Below are 21,288 nucleotides of genomic sequence, written 5' to 3' on the forward strand. Positions count from 1 at the left end.
GGGGATTGTCTTGATCGGAGCATGTACAAACCTTGAACATAGTCTTGACAAACGTTGGACGCAAAGCTTACCTCCACTTACCGAGGGTAGGCAGGAATCCGAAGGAGTGCCGCATGGGCCTCATGCCGTTCATCAGCCCGCTGCCCTTGCCTGCTCCCTCGGTGGAACGGGCCTGGGTGGCGTTGGTGCGGGCCCAGGTGGAGGGCGTCCTGGCGGGCCTGCTGGAGCTGCCGGACGAGGTCCGTCTGGATGCTCAATGGGCCGAGGCGCTGGTGCGGGTGCGCGGCGTGGTGCTGCGTCCGGCGGAGCGCTCACGTGCCGCGCTGCTCCTCGCGGGCTACTGCCTCGCGCGGGGCTCGACGGTGGTGCCCGCGGGGCTGTGGCGTTTCGCCGCGGGGTTGGAGTTGCTGCACGCCTGTCAGGCCCTCCACGCCGACCCGACGGTCCTGTCCGCGCGGCTCGCTCCGGAGCGCACGGGTGAGCAGCTCGCGGTGGTGGTGGGGGATCACCTCTTCGCCCGCGCGCTGGAGACGATGCTGGAGGCCGGGGTGCCGGGCGCCGTGGAGGCCAGCGAGTATTGCTTGCGGCTCCACCGCGTCACCACCGCGGGCCTGTTCCGAGCGGAGCAGGGCGGTGGGCTGCTCGAGCCGGGCGGGGTGTCGCGGGCGTTGCGGCTCGTGCGCCTGCGCGCCGTGCGCGAGGGCCTGGCCTCGTCCCTGGTGTGCGGCGCGATGCTGGCCGGAGCGGATGGTGACGCGAGGTTGCGGCTGGCGCGGGTGGGGTGCGGCGTGGGACTGGCGGTGGGCTTGCGCCAGGAAGGGGCCGGGTGGGCTGGGTTCGCCCGGGGCCGTTGTGCCTTTCCGATCGTGGCGGCCTGGTCCCGCGCGAGCCCCGAGGCGCGCCGGGAGCTGGAGTCCCTGGAGCGTCTTCCGCATGGCGAACGGGACGGCGCGGTTCTCGCGCGGGTGCGCGTCCTGGTGGACGAGGCGGGGGGCTTCTCGGCCACCGAGTCCCTGATGGCCCGCTCCATGCTCGGCGCGCTGCGCGCGCTCACCGCGTTGCCGAATCCCCAGGGGGTGCGCGACCTGCTCCAGGCGCTCATCGGCTCGCGGGCCCATCAGACCGTGACAGGAGACGCACCGTGAAGCCGAGCAAGCGACAGGCGGTGGTGGTGGGCGCGGGCGTGGGCGGGCTGTCCGCCGCGGCGCGGCTGGCCCATGCGGGGTTCGACGTCCACCTGTTCGAGAAGACAGGCGGCCCGGGCGGGCGCTGCAACCAGATGAAGGTGGACGGCTTCACCTGGGACCTGGGCCCCACCATCGTGCTCATGCCCGAGGTGTTCGAGGAGACCTTCACCGCGCTCGGCCGGCGCATGGAGGACTACCTCACGCTGCGGCGGTGCGATCCCAACTACCGCATCCATTATAGGGACGGCTCGGTCATCACCTTCACCTCCGAGCTGTGCGCCATGGGGCGGGAGCTGGAGCGCGTGGAGCCCGGCAGCTTCCAGCGCTACCTGGCCTTCCTCGCCCAGGGCCGCATCCAGTACCGCACGGGGTTGGATCACCTGGTGGGCCGCAACTTCTCGGGCGTCTCCGACTACTTCGTGCCCTCGGTGCTCAAGCGCGTCCTCGAGGTGCGGGCCCACCGGCGCATGTACTCGGACGTCGGGCGCTTCTTCAAGGACGAGCGGTTGCGCGCGGCGATGACGTTCCAGTCCATGTACCTGGGCGTGTCGCCGTACGCCGCGCCGGGCGTGTTCGCGCTGCTGCCCTTCACCGAGCTGGGCGTGGGCGTGTGGTTCACCGAGGGCGGCCTGTACGCCATTCCCCTGGCGCTCGAGAAGGTGGCGCGCGAGGAGGGGGTGAAGCTGCACTACGGCCGTCCGGTGAAGCGCATCCTCACCGAGGGCAAGCGCACGACGGGTGTGCTGCTGGAGGACGGCGAGCGGGTGGCGGCGGACGTGGTGGTGTGTAACGCGGACCTGCCCTACGCGTACGAGAAGCTGCTGGACCCAGGTGTCACCCGGCTCAAGCGCAAGGAGTCCCTGCGCTACACCTCCAGCGGCTACATGCTCTACCTGGGGATGCGTCGGCGCTATGACGAGTTCCTGCACCACAACGTCTACTTCGGGCGGGACTACAAGGGCTCGTTCGACGACATCTTCGAGCGCTTCCGCGTGCCCGAGGATCCGAGCTTCTACCTCAACGCGCCGGCCCATACGGATCCCCGCCTCGCGCCGCCGGGCAAGGACGCGCTCTACATCCTGGTGCCCGTGCCCCACCAACACGAGGGCCTGGACTGGAAGGTCGAGGGCCCCCGCGTGAGGGCCAAGGTCTTCCAGCGGCTCGCGGAGCTGGGCCACACGGAGCTCGAGCGGGACATCGAGGTGGAGCGCGTGGTGACGCCGGACGACTGGGCATCCAGCTTCAACCTGGCCAAGGGCAGCGCCTTCGGCCTCGCGCAGAATTTCTTCCAGATTGGCCCCTTCCGCCCGTCCAACCAGGACCCGCGGGTGAGGAACCTGTTCTTCGTGGGGGCCTCCACGCAGCCGGGCACGGGACTGCCCACGGTGATGATCTCCGCGCGTCTGGCGGTGGAGCGCATCCTCGCGTGGACGGGTGTGGACAAGAACGCGGTGCGAGAGCCTGGGGGGACCGGGCGTGGTTCATTGGAGGAGGCGGCATGAAGTCGCGGGACGAGAGCCTGGTGGCACAGGGATACGAGATGGCGGAGCGCGTCACGCGACAGCACGCCAAGAGCTTCTTCTTCGCCTCGTTCATGTTGTTCGGCATGCGGCGCAAGGCGGCCTTCGCCCTCTATGCCTTCTGCCGGCGCCTGGACGACATGGTGGATGTGGCGGACGGGGCGGACAAGGGCGCGGTGCCCGAGGACCTGGCCGAGAGGCTGGTGCGCGCGCGCCGCGCCGTGGCGGAGCTGTACCTGGACACGCCCGAGCTGGCGGACTCGCGCATGCCGCCGCCCTCCACGCGCGCGAGTGGCGGTGAGGGGCCCTGGCACCCCGCGGAGCTGGCCGCGCTCGTGGACTGCATCCGGCGCTTCCGCGTGCCCGAATACCCCATGCAGGAGCTCATCTCCGGCATGGAGATGGACCTGACCATCCGCCGCTATGAGAACGGCGCGCAGCTCGACCTGTACTGCTACCGGGTGGCGGGCGTGGTGGGGCTGATGATGGCGGCCATGTTGGGGTGCTCGGAGGAGTGGGCCCTGGGGCCGGCGGCGGACCTGGGCCGGGGCATGCAGCTCACCAACATCCTCCGGGACGTGGGCGAGGACCTGGAGCGCGACCGTGTGTACCTGCCGCTCGACGAGCTGGCGGCCTACGGGCTGAGCGTGGAGGACCTGCGCCGGGGCGTGGTGGATGAGCGGTGGCGCGCCTTCATGCGCGCGCAGATCGCCCGGGCGAGGGCCTTCTACGCTCGAGCGGCGGAGGGCATCCCCGCGCTCCAGGGCTTTGGCTCCCAGCGCATGGTGAAGCTGATGGGCTCCATCTACGGGGACATCCTGCGCGTCATCGAGGAGCGCGACTACGACGTGTTCCATGGGCGGGCCTTCGTGACGAAGCCGCGCAAGCTGGCGCTGGCCACGCGCGTGTTGTTCCGGCCCGCGACGGTGCCGCTCATGGCGCTGCCCGCGCCCGCGCGCAAGGGCAAGGTGCCCCTGCTTCCACCCGAACCCACGACGGGGACCGTGCGATGAGTGACGACAAGGTCCAGCCCCTGCGGCGTGTTCGCTCCTCGCGCCTGTCGGGCTTCTACCGGCAGACGCCCGAGCAGCGGCGCTCGCGGCTGGTGGAGTCGCGTTGGTTGTCGCCCGAGGAGGCCGAGGCGTGCGCGAGCCTGGCGGGCTTCGACGAGGCGTGCGCGGACTCCATGGTGGAGAACGTCATCGGCCTGCATGGGCTGCCGCTGGGGCTGGCGCTCAACTTCATCGTGAACGGGCAGGAGCGGCTGGTGCCCATGGCGGTGGAGGAGCCTTCCATCATCGCCGCGGCCAGCTACGCGGCGCGGCTGTGCTCGGAGGCCGGCGGCTTCCAGGTGACGGCGGATGAGCCCATCACCACCGCCCAGGTGCAGCTGCTCGACGTGCCCTCGTTGCGCCAGGCGGAGGCGGACCTGCGCGCGCGTGCCGCCGAGCTGCTCGCCGAGGCCAATTCGCACCTGGGGCCCATGTGCTCCCGGGGCGGTGGGGCGAGGGAGCTGGAGATCCGGGTCCTCGACGCCACCACGCTCGTGGTGCACCTGCACGTGGACACCCGCGATGCCATGGGGGCCAACCTCGTCAACGGGCTCGCGGAGCGGATGGCGCCCCGGTTCGTGGCGCTCACGGGTGGCCGCGCGGGGCTGAAGATCCTCACCAACCTGGCGGACCGCCGCAAGGTGTACGTGCGCGCCTCGGTGCCGGTGGGCGCGCTCGTGTCCGAGGGTTTCTCCGAGGGCGCGGCCGTGCGAGACGCCATCCTGGAGGCCCAGCTCTTCGCGGAGATGGATCCCTACCGGGCCGTCACCCACAACAAGGGCGTGATGAACGGCGTGGACGGCGTGCTCGTGGCCTGCGGCAATGACTGGCGCGCGGTGGAGGCGGGGGCGCATGCCTACGCGGCGCGCTCGGGCGTGTACCGGCCGCTCACCTCGTGGCGGAGGGGCCCCGGGGGCGAGCTGCAAGGCCTCCTGGAGATGCCTCTGCCTACCTCGACGGTGGGCGGCGCGGCGCGCTCCCATCCCGGTGTCCTCCGGGCCCTCAAGCTCGCCGGGGTGACGGGGGCGTTGGACCTGGCGGGCGTGGCGGCGGCGGCGGGACTCGCCACCAACCTGGCGGCGCTCAAGGCCCTGTCCACCGAGGGCATCCAGAAGGGACACATGGCGCTGCACGCGCGGCGCGTGGCGGCCGAGGTGGGCGCCGAGGGGGAGTGGGTGTCCATCGTCGCCGAGCAACTGGCGCGTGAGCACGTCTACCGCCCGGAGCGGGCGCGGGAGATCCTGGACGAGGTGCGGCACCACGAGGGAGCCGCGCAATGAAGTCCACGCGCGTGGCGGTGGTGGGCGGCGGAATCGGAGGACTGACCGCCGCCGGGCTGCTGGCGAGGGAAGGCCACGCCGTCACGCTCTTCGAGGGCGGTCCGCACCTCGGAGGCAAGGCGCAAGGCGTGCAGGTGGACGGGCTGCGGCTGGACACCGGTCCCACGCTGCTCACGCTGCCCCACGTGGTGCGCGAGGTGTTCGAGCACCTGGACGCGGTGGACCTGCTGCCTCCCTTCTCGGAGCTGGAGGCCCAGTGCGCCTACCGCTTCCCGGATGGGCGCGGATTCGTGGCGTACCGGGACCTCGGGCGCACGGCGGAGAGCGCCGGGGCCCTCCAGCCGAGTGAGCGCCGCGGCGTGTACGACTTCTACGCGGAGGCCGAGCACATCTGGCGCGCCGCGGGCGAGCCCTACCTGGAAGCACCCTTCGAGGGCATGGCGGGATTCATGTCGCGGGTGATGCGCCGGGGCATGGTGGCGGTGGCCCGGGGCATGAAGCTGGCCACGTTGCATCAGCTGGCCCGAGCGCATTTCAAGACGGAGCATATGTGGCGATTCGTTGGCCGCTTCGCCACGTACGCGGGGGCCTCGCCCTACGAGGCGAGCGCGGCCTACGCCCTCATCCCCCACATCGAGCGGGCGTATGGCGTGCACCACGTGCGGGGGGGCGTTGGCGCGTTGGTGGATGCGCTCGGCGCGGCGGTGAAGCGGCTGGGCGTGCGGGTGCACCTGAACACCCGGGTGCGCTACACGCGTGACGCCCAGGGCTACCGGGTGGGTCCGGACGGAGACGGGGAGCCCTTCGACACGGTGGTGGTGAACGCGGATCCGCTCGACGGGCTGGGGCGGGGGAGCGAGCCGCTGTCGTTGTCGGGCTACGTGCTGTTGTTGGAGGTGGAGGGGCGTCCCGCCCTGCCACACCACACCGTCCTCTTCGGCGGGGACTACCGGCGCGAGTTCGACGAGCTCTTCGGGGGCCAGCTCGCGGCGGACCCCACGGTGTACTTCTGCAACCCCGCGGCGACGGACTCCACGGTGGCACCGCCCGGCAAGACGGGACTCTTCGTCATGGTGAATGCCCCGGCGTTGCCGCGCGAGCCGGAGTCCGCCGAGCGGGCGGCCGCCGCGTGGGACTCGCACGCCGAGCGGGTGAAGGCGCAGATGATGGACAAGCTGCTCCTGCACTACCCGGAGCTGCGCGGGCGCATGCGGGTGGTGGGGCAACGCTCGCCGGTGGACCTGGCGGCCCTGGGCGCACCGGGGGGCTCCATCTATGGCTTCCTGCCGCACGGCCGCTTCGGACCCTTCCGCCGTCCGCGCATCCGGGGCGGCACGCCGGGCCTCTTCTTCGCGGGCGGCGGCACGCACCCGGGCGGCGGTGTGCCCCTGGTCATGCTCTCGGGCCGGTTCGCGGCGCGGATGGCGTCCACCCACCTGCGGGAGAGAGCATGAGGCTTCTGAACTCCGCTTCGCCGCTGCCGGGCATTCATCGGGGCTATCAATGGAGGGAGGCGCTGCCCGCCCTGCCGGATCGCCCCGGGGCCTACCGCTGGTTCTACGCCGATGTGACGGCGGGCGGTTACAGCGCCGTCTTCATCTTCATGCTCGGCTCGCTCTTCTCCCCGCGCTACTCGGTGGGCTCCCGGCGCGGTGCCCTGCCGTTGCAGCACAGCGCGGTGAACTTCGCGCTCTACCGCGAGGGAAGCCGCCGCCACTGGGTGCTCAGCGAGTACGCCCAGGCCTCGGTGGGGCAGGCGGGCCGGGAGCTGCGCATCGGCCGCTCGCGGCTGGTGTACACGCCGGAGGGCTCGGTGTGCATGGAGGTGGACGAGCGGTGCGCGCCCTTCGGAGGCCAGGTGCGGGCGCGGCTGGAACTCGAGCCCGAGGCGCCGGCGGCGGACGAGGTGCAACTGGTGCCCGGTGTGCCGCACTACTGGCGTGCGTTGGCGCCCCGGGCGAAGGCGCGGCTGGAGGTGGACTCCCTGGGCGTGAGCGCCGAGGGCCGGGGCTACCATGACAGCAACCATGGCGCGGAGTTGCTGGGGACGCGGTTGCCGGGGTGGCACTGGGCGCGGCTGCACGGGCCGGAGGAGACGGTGGTGGACTACCACCTGCCCGGCAACGTGGCGCCCCTGCGCGTGACGTCGGGAGGCGGCGAGACGCGCGCGGAGCGCGGGCCGCTCCTGGGGGACGCGCGGCGCACGAGCCTGACGGGCTGGGGCCTGCGCGTGCCCCAGCACCTGAGCGCGGGCTCCGCGATGATGGCCGAGCCCCGCCTGCTCGAGTCCTCTCCTTTCTACGCCCGGCTGGAGGCCCGGCGGGGCGACGTGGACGTGATGGGCGAGGTGGCGGACTTCCAGCGCTTTCATTCGCCGTACATCCGCTGGATGGCGCACTTCCGCACGCGCGTGGAGCGTCGGGCATGAGCGCGGGGGTGGCCCTGGGACTGGGATGGGTGGTGCTGGCGGGAGGCTTCAGCGCGGTGGCGCTGGCCCGCCTGGCGCGTGCTCGCCGTCCCGGGGCGTCCACGCGGGTGCCGGTGTTGTTGCTCAGGCCGGTGGACGCGCCCTCGCCCCAGGAGTTGGAGAACCTGGCCTTACCCATCGACTACGCGGGGCCCCTGGAGCACGTGGTGCTCTCGCCCGTGCGGCCGTCCCTTCCCGAGGGGGTGCGCTGGGTGCCGAGCGAGCCCCGGACGTCCAACCGCAAGGTGGGGCATGTGCTGAGCGCGCTGGCGGCACCGCCGCGCGAGGGCCGGGTGGTGTTGGTGGTGGACGCGGACGTGGCGGTGACGGGCGCGCTGGTGGAGGGACTGGCGGCGCCCGTGGCGGCGGGCGCGGCGTTGAGCACGGCGGTGCCCACGCCGGTGGGTGCCCAGGGCCTGGCCGGGCGGGCGGTGGCGGGGCTCCTGCGCCGCACGCACCACAGCTTCCGCGCCCTGCATGTGATGAGCGCGGGGGCCCAGGCGGTGTGTGGCAAGGCGTTGGGCCTGGGCGCTCCGGCGCTGGACGAGCTGCCCCGGCTGGCGGATCACATCGGCGAGGATCTGGAGCTGTCCAAGCGGCTGCACGCGCGGGGTCTCGACGTGGCCCTGTGCGAGGTCCCCGCGCTGGTGCCGCTCGCGCCGGGGGACTGGCGGGGCGCCCGGGAGCGCTTCACGCGCTGGATGCAGGTGCTGCGCAGCCACCGGCCCGGGCTCTACCCGACGGTGCCCCTGTTGTTCACGCCCACCTGGCCCCTGCTGGCCTTGAGCCTGGGCGCGGGCTCGGCGTGGCTGGCGATGGGCGTCCTGGGGCTCGTGGGCGTGCGCACCCTGCTGTCCTGGCGCCTCGCGACGTTGAGCGCTCCGGAGCCCGGCGAGGCGAGGACATCCCTCGTGGCCGATTGGCTCCTGGGCGAGGCCCTGCTGCTCGCCGCCTTCGTTTCATCCCTCGTCCGCGCCCCCCGGGTGACGTGGCGGGGGCGTACCTATGTGTTGGATTCAGGAGGCCGTATGTCGCCGGTGTGGACGGGCCTCGAGGGGGAACAGGGATGACCTACGCACGTTTCCTGGGGCTGTTCGTCGTGTTGCCCATCCTCTTCCTGGCGGTGCGCTACCGGCGCACCTTCACGCGGCGGGAGATGGGCGCGCTCGGCATCCTGCTGATCGTGGTCTACGCGGCGACGATCCCCTGGGACAACCTGGCGGTGAAGTGGGGCCTGTGGCACTTCCGGCCGGATCTCATCTGGGGCATCACGGTGGGCTACCTGCCCCTGGAGGAATACCTCTTCTTCGGTCTCCAGACGCTGCTGGTGGGCTTGTGGGTGTTCGTGCGATTGCGCCGGGTCTCCCTGGCGCCCTCGGCGCGTAAGTCCCAGGCGGCGGCGCCATCCCCGCGCCAGGGGCGGCTGGGCTCCGAGGAGGTGACGTCATGATGGAGTCGCGCTGGGCCTATCTCATCCACCTGCTGGCCTGGGCGGGCCCCTTCATCGCGCTGCAGGTGGGCGTGCTGATCTTCTACTTCCGCGAGCGCGCGGGGACGATCCTCCGCGCGGCGCTCGTGCCGGCGCTGGTGGTGGGCCTCTACCTGTCGGTGGCGGACCACCTGGCCATCGCCGAGGGCATCTGGGGCTTCGGCCAGGGCAAGCACCTGGGCCTCTACGTGGGCGCCGTGCCCCTGGAGGAACTGCTCTTCTTCATCCTCACGAGCGTGATGGTGGCACTGGGGTTGACGCTCTTCCTGGCCCTGCTCGCCCGGCGCGAGGCGCGTGTGCCTTGATACGCGCGGCGAAGGGCGGGTTGCTGGGAAGGGTCGTCGAAGGGTACGTGGGCTGGAAGTTCCGCTCCGCCTTCCGGGGCCTGTGGGTGCGTGGGCCGCTGGACGGTGGGCCCGAGCCGCGCCTGGTGTACGCCAACCACTCCAACTGGTGGGATGGCTTCGTGCTGCATCAACTCGGGCGGGCGGCGGGCTGGGACGCGTACTGCGTCATGGAGGAGCACAACCTCGCGCGCTACCGCTTCCTCGCGCGGCTGGGGGCGTTCAGCATCCGCCGGGGTGAAGGCGCCTCGTCGCTGGAGACGTTGCGCTACGCGCGGGAACTGCTCCAGAAGCCCCGGGCCGCGGTGTGCATCTTCCCCGAGGGCGAGCTGCGCCCCTTTGGCGCGCGGGCGCCGAGGCTCGAGCGCGGGGTGGAGCTGCTCGCGCGGGTGGGGCAGGTGCCCTGCGTGCCGCTCGCCATCCGCTATGTCTTCCTCGAACATGAGCGGCCGGATGTCCTGGTGGAGGTGGGCGAGGCGCACGCGGCGGCGCCGTTGGCGCGCTTCCAGAAGGAGCTGGAGGACGCGGTGCGCAGGCTGGAGGCGGTGACGAGCCTGGAGGGCTTCACGCTGCGGGTGTCGGGGGCCCGGGGCGTGGCGGAGCGCTGGGACGCGGTGCGCGGGCGGAGGCACCATGGCTGAGCGCACCTACCGCATCCACGTCGCCGCCGAGTTCTCCGGAGTCCGGGTGGAGCTCATCCGCGCCTGGGAGCGGCGCTATGGGGTGCTGTCCCCCCGGCGCACGCCGGCGGGCTACCGCGTCTACACGGATCGGGACGTGGCGCTCCTGCGGCGGCTCAAGCAGCTCACCGAGCAGGGCGTGTCCATCAGCGAGGCGGCGACGATGCTGCCGCAGCTCCTGGCGGAGATCGACGCGGCGCGGCCCGAGGGGGAGCGTCCCGCTCCCGCCCAGGAGCCGGGGCCGGTGAGCATGTCCTCCTGGCGCGAGGACATCCTCGCGGCGGTGCGGGCGCTGGACCAGCGGCGGGTGGCGGAGACGCTGGACGACGTGCTCGCGGCGCTCTCGCCCTTGAGGGCCTACGAGGACGTGCTGATGCCCCTGCAACGCGAGGTGGGCGACCTCTGGCACGCGGGCCTCTTCTCGGTGGGGCAGGAGCACCTGGTGACGCAGGAGGTGCGCGCGCGGCTCATCAGCCTGTTGCACGCGGCGCCCAACAAGGGGCGGCGGCACGTGCTGCTCGCGTGTTTTCCGGACGAACAGCACGAGCTGGGCCTGCTGGGCCTGGCGCTGCGCATGCGGCACGCCGGCATGACGGTGACGATGCTGGGCCAGCGCACCCCCGGGGAGGAGGTGCGCCGGATGGCGGAGGCCCTCAAGGTGGACCTGGTGGGGCTCTCGGCGGTGATGGACCCGGGCGCCGAGGCGTTCGAGGCCGTCCTCCAGGCCGTCATGGACGGCATGCCTCCGGAAATCCCCGTCTGGGTGGGAGGGCGGGGCGCCCTGGCGAACCGCGAGGTGTGCGAGCGCTGGAAGGCGCGCGTCTTCGAGGGCCCCGCCGACTGGGCCCTGCTGCTGGGCGGGTGAGTCGCCGCGCGTATACTGCCTGACAGGTATGCAACGAAGGGACCTGTCATGAAGACCCCGTGCGCCCTGGCCGTCCTGGGTGCCTGCCTGTTGTCCGTCCTGGGAATGCTGTCCGGTTGTGTGAACGCCCCGCTGTCCGTGCCCGTGGTGTCGGAGCGGGCCATCGCCTTCGTCGACGTCAACGTCGTGCCCATGGACAGCGAGCGCGTCCTGACGGAGCAGACGGTCATCGTCCGCAACGGCCTCATCGCGGCCCTGGGTCCCACCGCGTCCATCACCGTGCCGCCCGATGCCGAGCGCATCGACGGCCGAGGCCGCTTCCTGATGCCGGGACTGGCGGACTTCCAAATCCACCTGCACTCGGACGAGCAGCTGCTGTCGTACCTCGCCCATGGCGTCACCACCGTCTTCGACTTGAACGGCTCGCCCCGGCAGCTCGACCTGCGCACCCAGCTCGCCGAGTACCGCCGCTTCGGCCCCCGGCTCTACACGAGCAGCCCGATGATGGATGGAGGCCAGGGGCGGGGTGACGCGGTGTCGGTGACCACCGCCGAGCAGGCGCGCATCGCGGTCGTGCGGCAGAAGCTCGCGGGCTACGACGCGCTCAAGGTCTACCACACCGTGTCGCCCGGGGTTTACGAGGTGCTGACGGGAATGGCCCGCCAGCAGAAGTTGCCGGTGGTGGGCCACGTGCCGCGCACGGTGGGGGCGGAGGCGGTGCTGCGCGCGCGCCAGGCGCTCGTCGCTCCGGGCTCGGAGTTCTTCGCCACCGCGCTCCGGGACGAGCCGGCCATGGCCGCGCTCGCGCGCGCGACGAAGGAGGCGGGCACCTCGGTGGTGCCGGGTCTGGTGCAGATCCACGCGCAACTGCGGATGTTGGAGGACGTGGAAGGCGTCTTCGCGGACCCCGAGGCGCGCTACCTGTCACCGGAAGTCCTGCGCAACTGGAGCTACTCCAACCCGACGCGGAGAATCGACGTGGCGGCCTTCGGCGCGCGCGAGCGGGCGCTGTACCCGGCGATGCGCGCCTTCACGCTGGCGCTGCAGAAGGAGGGCGCCCGGCTGGTGGTGGGCACGGATGCCTCGGACGCGGGGCTCTTTCCGGGCCGCTCGGTGCACCGCGAGCTCGCGGAGCTGGTGGAGGCGGGCCTCTCGCCCTACGAGGCCCTGTCCGCGGCCACGCGCAACGCGGGGGCCTTCATCCAGCAGCATGTGGACCCCGCGGCGCGCTTCGGCACGGTGGCGGTGGGCCAGTACGCGGACCTGCTGTTGCTGCCCGGCAATCCGCTGGAGGACGTGGGCCGGGCGGCCCAGGCGCTCGGGGTGATGTCGCGCGGCCTGTGGCTGCCGGGCGAGCAGCTGCAGCGCATGCGGGACAAGTCCGCCAAGTCCCTGCAGGGACGCTGAGCACCGGGGCCGCCGCGCCTCAGCGCACCCCGCCCATCATTCGCCGCAGGGGGCCCACGGCGGCGATGAGCACCCCTCCCGCGAAAAGGGTGACGGCGGCCACCTGGCCGAAGAGCTGAGGCAGGGGCATGGACTCGAACTGCCCGGCCACCCGTCCGGCGATGAGGTTGCCGAGCGCCATGGACATGAACCACACGCCCATCATCTGACCCACGGTGCGCTGGGGGGCGAGCTTCGTCACCGTGCTCAGCCCCACGGGGCTCAGGCACAGCTCGCCGAAGGTGTGCAGCAGGTAGGTGAGCACCAGCCACAGCGGACTCACCTTCTGGCCGCTCGCGGCGGCGTGGGACGCGGCCACCATGACGAGGAAGCCCGCGCCCAGCATCATCAACCCGAGGGCGAACTTGGCGGGGCTGGAGGGCTCGAGCCCGCGCCGGCTGAGCCGCACCCACAGCCAGGCGAACACCGGGGCCAGGGTGATGATGAACATGCCATTGACGGACTGCAGGAAGCTCGCGGGCATGGTCCAGCCGAACACCTCGCGGTCCGTGAGCGAGCGCGCGAAGAGGTTGAGCGAGGAGCCCGCCTGCTCGAAGCCGGCCCAGAAGATGAACGAGCCCAGGAAGAAGACGCCAATGACGCCCAGCCGCTTCTTCTCCGAGGCATCCAATCCCCCGGCGGTGAACAGGTAGCCGAACACGGCGAGCGAGAGCGCCACGATGATGACGAGCACCGCGTTGGCCAGTCCCACCGCGCTCGTCACGTCCACCACCCCGAGGGCCTGCAACCCCCCCATGAGCACCACCAGCGCCGCGCCCATCGCCAGCGCCACGCCCCGCGAGCCCGTGTGGGCGGGGGTGGAGTCCTCCGCCGCGGGCCGCGAGGGCAGCCCCACGGTGCCCAGGTGTTTCGCGCCCACCACGTATTGGATGAGCCCGAGCACCATGCCGACGCCCGCGAGGCCGAAGCCCGCGTGCCAGCTCACGTTCTCGCCAAGGTAGCCCAGCACGAGGGGCGCCACGGACACGCCGATGTTGATGCCCATGTAGAAGATGGAGAAGCCCGCGTCGCGCCGTGCGTCGTCCGGGGCATAGAGCCCACCCACCATGGCGCTGATGTTGGGTTTGAGCAGCCCCGTGCCCGTCACGATGAGCACCAGGCCCAGGTAGAAGAAGGACACCCCGGGCAGCGCCATGCTGAAGTGCCCCAGGGCGATGATGATGCCGCCCACGAGCACCGCGCGCCGCTGGCCGATGAACCGGTCCGCCAGCCAGCCGCCCGGGAGCGCCGTGAGGTACACCGCCGACGTGTAGAGCCCGTAGATGGCACTCGCCTTGTTCGTGTCGAAGCCCAGGCCGCCCTGCGCCGCCGTCGCCGTCATGAAGAGGATGAGCAGCGCCTTCATGCCGTAGAAGCTGAAGCGCTCCCACATCTCCGTGAAGAAGAGCGTGGAGAGGCCTCGCGGATGGCCGAAGAAGCCACGAGGCTCGGCTGGAAGGACGGCGCCGTCTTCCGCGCGGATGGGTGGCGAGGACGGCGGGGAGGCGGGAGTCTGCATCGTCACCGGATTCCAGAGGGAGGGGGGGCCGCAGTCTATCCGTGAACCGCTCGCACTCCGGGGCGGGGTTGGATTTTTCCAGGGCGGATGGAGACGGCGATGCTTCACGCGGACCGCACGTGATGTCCGGATGACCCGCGGTTCACGTTACACTCAGTGCCGTTCCCGCGCCGGTCCGCCAGTCGCGTGGGCGCGTTTCTTCCGAGTCCACGAGGAAAGGTGATGCCTGTCCCTCAGAGCGTGATCACGGATTACGGCTTCCGCGTGCATGCGCCCGGTTACATCACCCCCGCGGATGCGCGTGCCTGGTTCGAGGACCTGAGGGGCCGGGTGCTCGCCCTGGACGGGCGGCCCTTCGGATTGCTGATGGACTCGCGCACGCAACGGTCCAACCCTCCCGATACGCAGGAGTTCATCCGGACGGCGATGGCGTGGTTGCGCGAACAGGGCCTCGAGCGTTCGGCGGTGGTGTTGGACAGCACGGTGGCGCTGATCCCCCTGCTCCGGGCGGCCAAGTCCACGGGCGTCTATGCGTATGAGCGCTATCTGGACGCGGAGAAGGACACGCAGTGGGAGCAGAAGGCGGAGGATTGGATTGTTCGGGGCATCGACCCGGACCTGACCCAGCCCCCGGCGAAGCCGTCGCGATAGATGGGCGATGCTTACTGGCGCACGGCGAGAATCCGCCATCCGCGCACGTCGATGGCGTAGGTCGCGCTGACATCCAGGATGGGCGGACCCCCGAGGTCACAACGCTCGGGGTTGGGGATGACGCTGACGAACATCACTCCCTCGGGCCCAGGAGAGGTGAACACGTCATAGGACTCGCGCTGGTACAAACACTTCTGTGAGTCGTCCGCGTCCCGAGGGGGGTGGGTGTTCCAGGGGAGGAAGTCGTCCATGGCCAATTGAATGGCTCTGAGCGTGACGCCCTGGACCATCTGCCGTCCTTCCTCTGGCATGCCGAGAGGAAATTGTATGGTCGCGGCCTCCTCGGCGGGTGCATGTTCGGGGCGAGGGTACCTTTGGAAGAACGCGCAGGACGTCAAGACGAGACAGAGCAACGGCGGTAGGTAGTGCTTCATGGGGTACCCCGTGCGGCGAAGACGTTTGGCATCGTGTGTGGACATACCCAGCTCGCGTCAACCGTCTTCGGCGACAGCGGTGACGATTCCGTATTCCTTGTCCTCGGGCTTGACGAGTCCGACGAGCTTCCAGGCCTTGTCTCGCCGCTCGTAGACTTCGCCAGGCCGGTCGTTGCTCTCGGAGGGGACGTATTTCTGGATGAGGCACGTCGTATCGAACTGGATGCGGATGGACCAGATTTGTGTCCGTGCCATCCTGTCTTCGAAAGACATGGGGGATGGAGACCAGGGATGGCTGTGAAAATCACCGAGAACAGATGTTTTTCCCCGGTCGTCCTTGACGGTTCGAGGGGGAATGCACTGTTTGCGCTTCGCCGGGCCTACCAAGACGGTTTTGCCTAATGGAGAAGGAATGCTGGTGTAATAGTTTCCATCACCGAGCGAGTAGATGGCGCCGCAATATTCCTGTCCGTAGTCACGGAGACTCGCTCCATCCAGTTGCATGATCGCCGGACAAAGTCGGTCGATGATCTCATCCACATCCGTGGATGGTGCGATGGCCTTCCAAGGACCCCGTACCCAGACTTGGTTGCCGTTCTGGAATCCATGGTTCTCGGTGGCGCCGCTCACGACTGGACCACTGGCGCAGCCCAGTATGCCAGCGGCGCACATTCCCGACCATCCGAACCGAATGTGCATCGTGTTTCCTTCTGAGCACGTTGTACCCACAGTATAGCTTCGTCCACTCCGGGTGGGCAAGCATACGTCTCTTATCGAGGTGCCCGGGACGTGGGATGGCGTTATGAAGGCCGTGCATTCCTTCCTGGAGTTCCGCGTGTCCGAGAGCCCCGCAGACATCGATCGTATCGCTCCCACGCGCAGGCCGGATGAGCGACCCGTCATGTACCAGCGCTGGCGCCACCTGCTCTTCTTGCACTGGTCGCTGCCCGTGGAAGTCCTGGCGCCGTTGCTGCCCGACGGCCTGACGCTCGATACCTTCGAGGGCCGGGCCTGGGTGGGTCTGGTACCCTTCACGATGCGCGGCGTGCGGCCCCGAGGCTTGCCCGCCGTGGGTTTCCTGTCCAACTTCCACGAAACCAACGTGCGCACGTATGTGCATTTCCAGGGGAAGGATCCGGGTGTCTGGTTCTTCAGCCTGGAGGCCGCCAACGCCATCGCCGTGCGATTGGCTCGTGCCTGGTTCAAGTTGCCCTATCACTACGCGCGCATGTCCTTGGACATCGGTCCCGGAGGCGAGTCCTTCGCGTACCGCTCCGAGCGCCGCTGGCCCCCACCGGCGCCGGCCACCTGCTCCGTGCGCTGTACGCCCCGAGGGCCCGCCGCGCCCTCGATTCCGGGCTCGTTCCAGCACTTCCTCGTCGAGCGCTACTTCCTCTACTCCCACGCCCGTGGCGAGCTCTATCGTGGACAGGTCCACCACTCGCCCTACCAGGTGCGCCAGGCTGATGTGGAAGGTCTGGATGAAACGCTCCTGGCGGCTTCGGGTCTACCGCGTCCTCCCGAGGCGCCATTGGCCCATTTTTCCGAGGGCGTGGATGTCGAGGTGTTCCGACTGCGGCGCGTGGAGCGTGAGCCACGCTATCTGTTGCCATCGACAGTGCGGTAGCTCTCAGACCTCGACGAACCGTCCGCCCACGATTCCCGTTCGCTCCAGGGCTTCCTTGATCTCCCCACTGACGATGAGCGCCGTATGGTAGCCCCAGGGCCTGAACACGCGGGCATCACCGACCTTCGACTTGTCAATGCGCAGGCCGGAAATGACGTGGTATTCATCGACTCTGTCGGGCCGCCCATCCTCTGATGTCCAGCGCCGCACCTCGTCACACGCGGTGTCATCGATGCACCGTACCTCTCGCGCCGCGATCAGGAGATGGTACGGCTCGCTCTGCCCTTCGACCTCAACCTGAAAAAGTTGTGTGTCGTCAGGTGCCATCTCGCGGAATACGGACGCCACCCGTGCGCTGACGATAGGGGTAAGCCCCACTCCCGCCGAAGTGAAGTCCAGCGGTTTACCCTGGCGAGACAGCGGAACGAAGAGTCTCCCAGGAGGTTCAATCGGTTTTCCGCTGGTGAATACCCAGGGGTTATCTATGGGGTCGCCGCTCGTGGTGGTCGGCGTCTTGAAATACCAGCGTCCCGGTACGTAAACATCGATGGTCAGCTCAAAGAAGTGTCGTTCCATGGCGTCATGCATCGGGATTTCTCGTGATGAGTTTCCGCAGCTTGGTGCCCGCGGTGGTGAGGTCTCTCGCGATGTTTGTCAATTCCTCGACCAATACGGCCCGACACTGGGCCGCACCCCGACATCCTCGCATGGTCAGATCGATGCGTCTGAGCACTTCCTCGTGGTACTCTCGTGGGTGCGGTCCCTTGTGCCCCTTGATCCGCACCAGGTTCGCGGTGTCACCGAGGCTCATTCCAGCCTGCTCGAAATATGATTCGAAAACCGGCGTCCAGGGGCCGCCCGATGCGTCGGAGACGTCGTTCTTGTCGGTGCAGATGTGGTGGATGTGTCCTTCGGGGTCTCCCTGAATCCCGCTGCCGGGCCCCATGGCAACCGCCGCGACAGCGGTCGGTGCGAGCGTGATGTTCAGCACCGCGGCCGAGGGGAGGGCGATTGACCGCACCTCCCCGGCCAATGCCCCCGATAGTTGGAAACCACCTTCGGTTCGCGCTCTCAACGCCGCTTGGGCGAAGCCCGGCATCTTGGGCCCCTGCGCGGCCAGGGCGCTCTTCCCTCCGAGTGCGCTCAGCGCGACGATGACAAGGACACGCGCGCCGTTGTCTCCGAGCACCTTTCCGAAGCGATGTCCCGAGTCCTTCAACTCCGAGAGGCCTCGGGTGTTCTTCGCTTCCTCCATGAGACGCAGGAAGCCCTGACCGAGATTCCACACGGGGCCAGTGCCCAGGTAGGCGATCAAGGATGCCGTCAATCCAATCGCGAGGAGTTTCGTGATCGGCTCGGGCGCGACGAGCATGACGAGCGCGGTGCCGACCAGGGAAACAACCATGGCCCGAAGCGCGGCCGGATTCGTCAGGTCTCCCACCGCCTCCGCAACTCCATCCCAGACCGTGTCGAAGGCGAAGAAGAGCGCCATCGTGCGCCGGGCCATGGGTTCTCGCGGGAATCCATCCGCGAACAGGCCCAGGTCATGTGAAGGGGGCACCTGGCGTCCCTGTACACCGTCGACGATTCCTCCGGAGGAGGCGAGCAATGAGTATCGGCCGTCCTGCCCGGGCGCTCCACGAGCGATGTTCAGCTCCATGTCGAGCACGAGCCGCGCGACGGCACTCTTGAACTCCTTGTCGTCAATCTCGACCGGGTCGGATTCGATTGGCGTATAGGCAATCAGTCGTCCCTGGCCCGTGTCCAGGTTAACGACCCGTGTCGTCGCACATCCCGACGAGAGCAGCAGCAGCAACGCGACGATTCCTAGACCCTTCATGGTGCTCCCCCCGGGATGGTTCTCCTGCGCACCAGAGGCGCGGCGTCGTTTATCAGCCGCAGTCAGCGGCGCAGTAGCTGGGCATGCCGGCCACCTCCGCCGACTCGCACACCCCGTTGCCGCACGTGTAGATGTCCGTGGTCTTCATGCGCGTGGCGAGAGGCCTGTAGGTTTTGCCACCGTAGGAACACGAGGTGTAGAAACTGTTGGTCGCGTCCGGGGTGCAGTACGTCGAGCAACTCCCCACGAACACCATGGGCAGGCACTGTGAGGGCGTAGGCACGCCTGGAAGCCCACACACGCGTGGACTGCTCTGGTTGCTGGCGAGGGTCAATCCATCATTGCCGCCGAAGACGCCCGTCTCTCCATCGAAGAGGTTGCCAAAGAAGCACGCCTCGCGAACGCTGTAGTTGGTGTCTTCCTGGAGGCTGACAGGCAGCACATTGCCCGCGCCGTCGAGGCCTCTCAGGGAGATGGTGACGTGGATGCCGAACTTGTTGGAGTGCGCCGCCATGCAGGCGCTCACCACCTGTTGCTCGTAGTCGGTCGCTTTCTCGCCACCGCTCCAAGAGGGCGCGAGCCCCAGCAGTCCATCCCACCGGTAGGAGGTCCCCGTGCTCGTGTCCGTGAACGTGCGGGACTCCCCCGCGGGTACCGCGCACGCCACCACGTACTTCATCACCTCGGCGCGCAGCGCCCGGTCTACCTGGAACCAGCTGGCGAAGTCTTGTGTTGAGAGCCCGTTGAGGTTCAGCCCGTTGAGGTTCAGCCCGTTGAGGTTCAGCCCGTTGAGGTTCAGCCCGTTGAGGTTCAGCCCGTTGCCGTGTTCCACCTCTCGGGCCGTGCTCGCGAGTGCTTCCTGTTCCTCGTAGGAGCCCTCCGCGGGCCCGCATGCAACGGCGCACATCAGCGCCAGCGTTGTCCACCCCACCCACCCCGCCGCCCGAAGTTCTCCGCCACCGCGCCGAGACTCAATGGTCTGCTTCAGCATGGGCACTACCTCCTGCGTTCGGATGTGGATGCCTTGGATGTGTTGACCGCCCCCCCACGTGGAGTCCTCGGAAACGGCCCGACAGGTCGCCCTCCACGTCTTCACTGTGACTCAAGTGAAAGCCGGATAAAAGGATACCCGGTTAGAGCCGGGATTTCAGGTTTGACGGAAAACAGCTGGAACGTTCCAGGTGGCGACGCGCACGCGCTCGGTGTCGCTCAGTGGAAGTTCTGCGCGTACCTGGGGGAGGAGCTTCGGGCGGACACACGGGGGGCCCGGAGGGCCGCACCCCGTCGACCAGGAGATGGAGGGAGAGCGGAATGCGCGGGTCAGGCGCGCGTGGCGGCGGGCGTGATTCCGAAGCCGCTCGCGTCGCGCACCGACCAGTCCGCGATGTCCGTCAGCGGTCCGCCGGTGATGTCGATGCCCTCGGGGCCTCGGCGGGCATCCACCTGGCCGACATGGGCACAGGACTGCACGCTCACGCGCGTGCCCCGCGCGCGGGCCTGGGCGCGCTCGTGCATCTGGCGCGCGGTGTCCAGCAGCTCCAGCACGTCCGTGGGGGGCGGCTCGTCCAGCAGGCGCACGCCCAGCAGCGCCATGCCCGTCTGCACGGCGAGCACGAAGCCCGCGGCGCGCAGGTCCTGCTCCAGTCCGTCGAGCACCTCGGACACGGTGGTGTAGGCGGCGTCGTCCTCGGCGCCCTCCTCGATCACGACCTCGGCGTGCAGGGCGAAGGCCCGCACGCTTCGGCTGGTGGAGGTGATGCGCGTGGTGGACGCGGGCAGCACCGCCTCGCGCAGCGCGGTGCGGAAGGTGTCCACGTCCGGGTAGCGGCGATCGGCTTCCTTCTCCAGGCAGCGCAGCACCACCGCGTCCACCGCGGGCGGCACGGGCGCGGACGCGCTCGGCCGGGGCGGTGGCGCCTCCAGGTGCATGCGCTCTACCTCCAGGCGATCCTCGGACTGGAAGGGGTAGTGACCGGTGAGCATCTGGTAGAGCAACACGCCCAGCGCGTAGACGTCCGTGGTGGGGCCGATGTGCCCGCTGCGGAACTGCTCGGGCGCCATGGCCTGCGAGGTGCCCAGGCGCTGGCCCGCCACCGTCAACCCCTCCTGGCCGGGCTCGGGGTGGATGAACTTGGCGATGCCGAAGTCCAGCAGCTTCACCACCGGCGGGTCCGCCTCGGACACCACGGCCACGTTGCTCGCCTTGAGATCGCGGTGCACCACGCCCGCCCGGTGGGCCGCCTCCAGCGCCGCGCAGATGGGCTCCAGGTAGGCGAGGGCTCGCTCGGGGGACAGCCGTCCGCGCTCCTGCAGGAGCTGGCTCAGGGTGCGTCCTGGCAGCAGCTCCATGACGTAGTAGGGGCTGCCATCCGGCAGCATCCCGAAGTCATAGACATCGACGATGTGCGGGTGGCGGATCTGATTGACGACCCGCGCCTCGCGCACGAAGCGCTGGAGCATCTCTCCCTGATCCGTCAGGTGCGAGTGGAGCACCTTCACCGCGGCGCGCCGTCCGAGGATGCGGTGTTCCGCTTCGTACACCGCGCCGTGGCCTCCCGAGGCCAGCACGGCCTTGAGCACGTATTCTCCGGCGAGCACTCCGGGCGCCACCTTGACTCGGGCGGCGGGCGTGTCTCGGGAGGGGGTGCGCTCCTTGTGGGGAAGGATGTGGAAGGTGCTGTCCAGGTCCGCCATCCGTGCATGGTAGCACCGGGTATTCCATGCCCTCACCCGGTGGGGGGTGGCACTGTCGAGCGGAGGGCAGTTGAGCTAACGTCCCACCGTGAGGTGTCCGCTGGGCGATGGATGCGGAGGTTCGCGTTCGGGAGGGTGTGATGCGGTCCGCCCCGAGTCTGCTGGATACTTCGACGTGTCGATGAACCCCTGG

At 69.4% G+C, this 21,288-nt stretch carries 21 protein-coding genes; 14 read left to right on the plus strand and 7 right to left on the minus strand.

Going from position 1 to position 21,288, the window contains the following annotated elements; translation table 11 throughout:
- The first annotated feature begins 113 nt into the window (after positions 1-113).
- The 12 genes from MEBOL_RS21890 to MEBOL_RS21945 are packed head-to-tail and all read left to right on the plus strand — an operon-like array spanning position 114 to position 12,291.
- The gene (locus MEBOL_RS21890; RefSeq protein WP_095979275.1) at positions 114-1,145 is read left to right on the plus strand and encodes a polyprenyl synthetase family protein; all 1,032 of its coding nucleotides are present in this window, start codon (positions 114-116) and stop codon (positions 1,143-1,145) included.
- Positions 1,142-2,689: a phytoene desaturase family protein gene (locus MEBOL_RS21895; protein WP_095979276.1), complete on the plus strand. Its 1,548-nt coding sequence runs from the start codon at positions 1,142-1,144 to the stop codon at positions 2,687-2,689. The genes MEBOL_RS21890 and MEBOL_RS21895 overlap by 4 nt, the downstream gene beginning before the upstream one ends.
- The gene (locus MEBOL_RS21900) at positions 2,686-3,720 is read left to right on the plus strand and encodes a phytoene/squalene synthase family protein (RefSeq protein WP_095979277.1); all 1,035 of its coding nucleotides are present in this window, start codon (positions 2,686-2,688) and stop codon (positions 3,718-3,720) included. Before MEBOL_RS21895 ends, MEBOL_RS21900 begins: the two co-directional genes overlap by 4 nt.
- Positions 3,717-5,039 carry a hydroxymethylglutaryl-CoA reductase, degradative gene (locus MEBOL_RS21905; RefSeq protein ID WP_095979278.1) on the plus strand — a complete coding sequence of 441 codons (1,323 nt, stop codon included), beginning with the start codon at positions 3,717-3,719 and terminating at the stop codon, positions 5,037-5,039. Before MEBOL_RS21900 ends, MEBOL_RS21905 begins: the two co-directional genes overlap by 4 nt.
- The gene (locus MEBOL_RS21910) at positions 5,036-6,493 is read left to right on the plus strand and encodes a phytoene desaturase family protein (protein WP_095979279.1); all 1,458 of its coding nucleotides are present in this window, start codon (positions 5,036-5,038) and stop codon (positions 6,491-6,493) included. Before MEBOL_RS21905 ends, MEBOL_RS21910 begins: the two co-directional genes overlap by 4 nt.
- Entirely contained in the window at positions 6,490-7,467 is a 978-nt protein-coding gene (locus MEBOL_RS21915; protein WP_179956281.1) for a carotenoid 1,2-hydratase, read from the plus strand. The genes MEBOL_RS21910 and MEBOL_RS21915 overlap by 4 nt, the downstream gene beginning before the upstream one ends.
- Entirely contained in the window at positions 7,464-8,576 is a 1,113-nt protein-coding gene (locus MEBOL_RS21920) for a glycosyltransferase family 2 protein (RefSeq protein WP_095979280.1), read from the plus strand. The genes MEBOL_RS21915 and MEBOL_RS21920 overlap by 4 nt, the downstream gene beginning before the upstream one ends.
- Positions 8,573-8,956, plus strand: coding sequence for a lycopene cyclase domain-containing protein (locus MEBOL_RS21925; protein ID WP_095979281.1), 384 nt, complete (start codon positions 8,573-8,575; stop codon positions 8,954-8,956). Before MEBOL_RS21920 ends, MEBOL_RS21925 begins: the two co-directional genes overlap by 4 nt.
- Positions 8,953-9,300: a lycopene cyclase domain-containing protein gene (locus MEBOL_RS21930; protein WP_095979282.1), complete on the plus strand. Its 348-nt coding sequence runs from the start codon at positions 8,953-8,955 to the stop codon at positions 9,298-9,300. Before MEBOL_RS21925 ends, MEBOL_RS21930 begins: the two co-directional genes overlap by 4 nt.
- Entirely contained in the window at positions 9,297-9,980 is a 684-nt protein-coding gene (locus MEBOL_RS21935) for a lysophospholipid acyltransferase family protein (RefSeq protein WP_095979283.1), read from the plus strand. Before MEBOL_RS21930 ends, MEBOL_RS21935 begins: the two co-directional genes overlap by 4 nt.
- Positions 9,973-10,884, plus strand: a complete 912-nt coding sequence (locus MEBOL_RS21940) for a MerR family transcriptional regulator (protein ID WP_095979284.1) — start codon at positions 9,973-9,975, stop codon at positions 10,882-10,884. Before MEBOL_RS21935 ends, MEBOL_RS21940 begins: the two co-directional genes overlap by 8 nt.
- A 48-nt stretch (positions 10,885-10,932) precedes the next feature.
- Complete coding sequence (locus tag MEBOL_RS21945; RefSeq protein WP_095979285.1) at positions 10,933-12,291, plus strand: amidohydrolase family protein; 1,359 nt, start codon at positions 10,933-10,935, stop codon at positions 12,289-12,291.
- Positions 12,292-12,310: 19 nt separating this feature from the next.
- Here MEBOL_RS21945 and MEBOL_RS21950 read toward each other — a convergent pair whose 3' ends face one another.
- Positions 12,311-13,849, minus strand: coding sequence for a peptide MFS transporter (locus MEBOL_RS21950; RefSeq protein WP_095979286.1), 1,539 nt, complete (start codon positions 13,847-13,849; stop codon positions 12,311-12,313).
- A 222-nt stretch (positions 13,850-14,071) separates the two neighbouring features.
- Between MEBOL_RS21950 and MEBOL_RS21955 the strand changes: the two genes are divergently transcribed.
- Positions 14,072-14,500 (plus strand): hypothetical protein, encoded by a 429-nt coding sequence (locus MEBOL_RS21955; protein ID WP_095979287.1) that lies wholly within the window; start codon positions 14,072-14,074, stop codon positions 14,498-14,500.
- Positions 14,501-14,511: 11 nt separating this feature from the next.
- On the opposite strand, the gene MEBOL_RS21960 is transcribed toward MEBOL_RS21955, so the two are convergent.
- On the minus strand, positions 14,512-14,790 hold the full coding sequence (locus MEBOL_RS21960; RefSeq protein WP_245918721.1) for a hypothetical protein: 279 nt from the start codon (positions 14,788-14,790) through the stop codon (positions 14,512-14,514).
- A 201-nt stretch (positions 14,791-14,991) separates the two neighbouring features.
- Complete coding sequence (locus tag MEBOL_RS21965) at positions 14,992-15,633, minus strand: hypothetical protein (protein WP_095979289.1); 642 nt, start codon at positions 15,631-15,633, stop codon at positions 14,992-14,994.
- A gap of 103 nt (positions 15,634-15,736) precedes the next feature.
- Here MEBOL_RS21965 and MEBOL_RS21970 point away from each other — a divergent pair, with 103 nt between their 5' ends.
- Positions 15,737-16,561 carry a YqjF family protein gene (locus tag MEBOL_RS21970; protein WP_218920808.1) on the plus strand — a complete coding sequence of 275 codons (825 nt, stop codon included), beginning with the start codon at positions 15,737-15,739 and terminating at the stop codon, positions 16,559-16,561.
- A gap of 3 nt (positions 16,562-16,564) precedes the next feature.
- Here the strand turns inward: MEBOL_RS21970 and MEBOL_RS21975 are convergent, their stop codons facing one another.
- From MEBOL_RS21975 to MEBOL_RS21990, 4 genes are all read right to left on the minus strand, one after another.
- Positions 16,565-17,149 carry an imm11 family protein gene (locus MEBOL_RS21975; protein ID WP_342747647.1) on the minus strand — a complete coding sequence of 195 codons (585 nt, stop codon included), beginning with the start codon at positions 17,147-17,149 and terminating at the stop codon, positions 16,565-16,567.
- Positions 17,142-18,401 carry an AHH domain-containing protein gene (locus MEBOL_RS21980; RefSeq protein WP_095979290.1) on the minus strand — a complete coding sequence of 420 codons (1,260 nt, stop codon included), beginning with the start codon at positions 18,399-18,401 and terminating at the stop codon, positions 17,142-17,144. Before MEBOL_RS21980 ends, MEBOL_RS21975 begins: the two co-directional genes overlap by 8 nt.
- A 52-nt stretch (positions 18,402-18,453) precedes the next feature.
- On the minus strand, positions 18,454-19,392 hold the full coding sequence (locus MEBOL_RS21985) for a hypothetical protein (RefSeq protein ID WP_095979291.1): 939 nt from the start codon (positions 19,390-19,392) through the stop codon (positions 18,454-18,456).
- Between the two features lie 329 nt (positions 19,393-19,721).
- Positions 19,722-21,095: a serine/threonine-protein kinase gene (locus MEBOL_RS21990; RefSeq protein WP_245918723.1), complete on the minus strand. Its 1,374-nt coding sequence runs from the start codon at positions 21,093-21,095 to the stop codon at positions 19,722-19,724.
- Positions 21,096-21,288 lie beyond the last annotated feature (193 nt).

Origin of the sequence: Melittangium boletus DSM 14713 (assembly GCF_002305855.1) — a bacterium.
GTDB lineage: Bacteria > Myxococcota > Myxococcia > Myxococcales > Myxococcaceae > Cystobacter > Cystobacter boletus.